The organism is Ruminobacter sp. RM87, assembly GCF_000701925.1.
Taxonomy (GTDB): Bacteria; Pseudomonadota; Gammaproteobacteria; order Enterobacterales; family Succinivibrionaceae; genus Ruminobacter; species Ruminobacter amylophilus.
Window position 1 is genome coordinate 1 of sequence record NZ_JNKD01000115.1, and the last position, 1,622, is coordinate 1,622.

General features: G+C 51.6%; 1 protein-coding gene. It reads left to right on the plus strand.

Going from position 1 to position 1,622, the window contains the following annotated elements; all coding sequences use genetic code 11:
• Positions 1 to 1,622 (plus strand): condensation domain-containing protein (locus T489_RS0112250; RefSeq protein WP_031580301.1); only part of this gene is annotated, 1,622 nt, incomplete at both ends.

Here is a 1,622-nt window from a genome sequence, read left to right on the forward strand (position 1 = left end):
GACTTCAGCAGAGTTCTCTCCGGCGGCAGGTCTTCCGAACTCTTCAGGGTAAAGGAGGATCCTGAACACCGTCATGATCCGTTCCCTCTCACCGAGGTACAGCAGGCATACTGGATGGGACAGGCTCCCGGTCTTCCTCTGAATTCAAAAACATACTATCTGGTGGAAATGGAAGGCTCTGACATCAGTGTAGAACGCCTTAACGAAGCCTTCAGACTGGTGGTCGGCAGACATGAAATGCTGCGTACCGAAATCACCGCCGACGGACAGCAGGTAATCAGGGAAAAAGCTCTCGTCACTCCGGTGGAGGTAACACGTGTTGCCGACGTTAAACAGGCGGTCAGTGCGGTATCGGCCTGGTGGAATGAACTCAATGACATGAATGAATCATTCCCTTATGCCGCCCGTGCCTTTGAATACGGGAAGAACAGCATGCGTCTCGCCATGGCATTCAGCTACATGAACCTTGACGGATACAGCATCAAAATGATTCTCCGCGAAATTGCCGAGGCCTACAGAAATCCTGAAAAATACAGCAGCCGTCCTCCTCTTGCCCTGTCATTCAGAGACTACATTCTTTCACACGGTTATTCCGAAGAAAAACTTCAGGAAGCCCACAGGTACTGGGATGAAAAAATTGACAATCTTCCGCCGGCTCCTCAGCTTCCGACCGAATGCAGTCCGGACAGAATAGAAAAATCACACTTTGTAAGAATCGCCGGAACTCTGCCGCACAAGGAACTGGACATTATCAAAGCCAGTGCCAGGGAATTCGGACTTACACCTTCCGCAGTATTCCTGCACGCCTATGCGGAAGTGCTCTGCAGATATTCGGGAACCGACGGCGTAACAGTCAACATGACTCTGTTTGACCGTATGAACGTTCATCCGGAAATCTATGATGTTGCCGGTGACTTCACGTCACTTGTTCCGGTGGCCTACCGCCCTGATACGACCGGGAGCTTTGCGGCATCCACGGGGGTTCTGGCGGAAAATCTTGCCGAATCCCTGGATCACAGAGAACTGTCCAGCATATATATTCAGAGAGAACTGTCAAAACGCAAGGGACTGAGCATGGCCTCACTGCCGGTGGTCTTTACCAGTACTCTGGGTATCGCCGACGATCTTCTCAGTCAGGATACCGGCGCGGGATTTCTGACTCTTGCCGAGGGCGGTCTTTCCGAAACCCCGCAGGTATGGCTTGATCACCAGCTGTATGAAACTGCTGACGGCCTGTACCTCTCATGGGATTATGTATCCGAGCTGTACGACGGCAACCTCATCAGAGAAATGTTTGAATGCTACATGGAACTGATTCACAGACTGGTTACTGAAAGCTGGCAGCTTAATATTCAGGCGGAACTGCCGAAGGAAACCGTGAGAATCAGAACCGTTGTGAATACTACTTCGGCTCCATTATCCAGTCTTCTGCTCGCCGAACGCATCCATATGAACGGTATAACCATGGCTGACAGTCCTGCGCTCTTCTACGGTGACAGAATCGTAACCTACGGTCAGATGCACGCCTCCGTCATGCGCGTGGCCTCTCTCCTCATTCAGCACGGCGTAAAACCTCTCGACAGAATTGCGGTTTCCGTTCCACGCGGACCTCTGCAGATTAT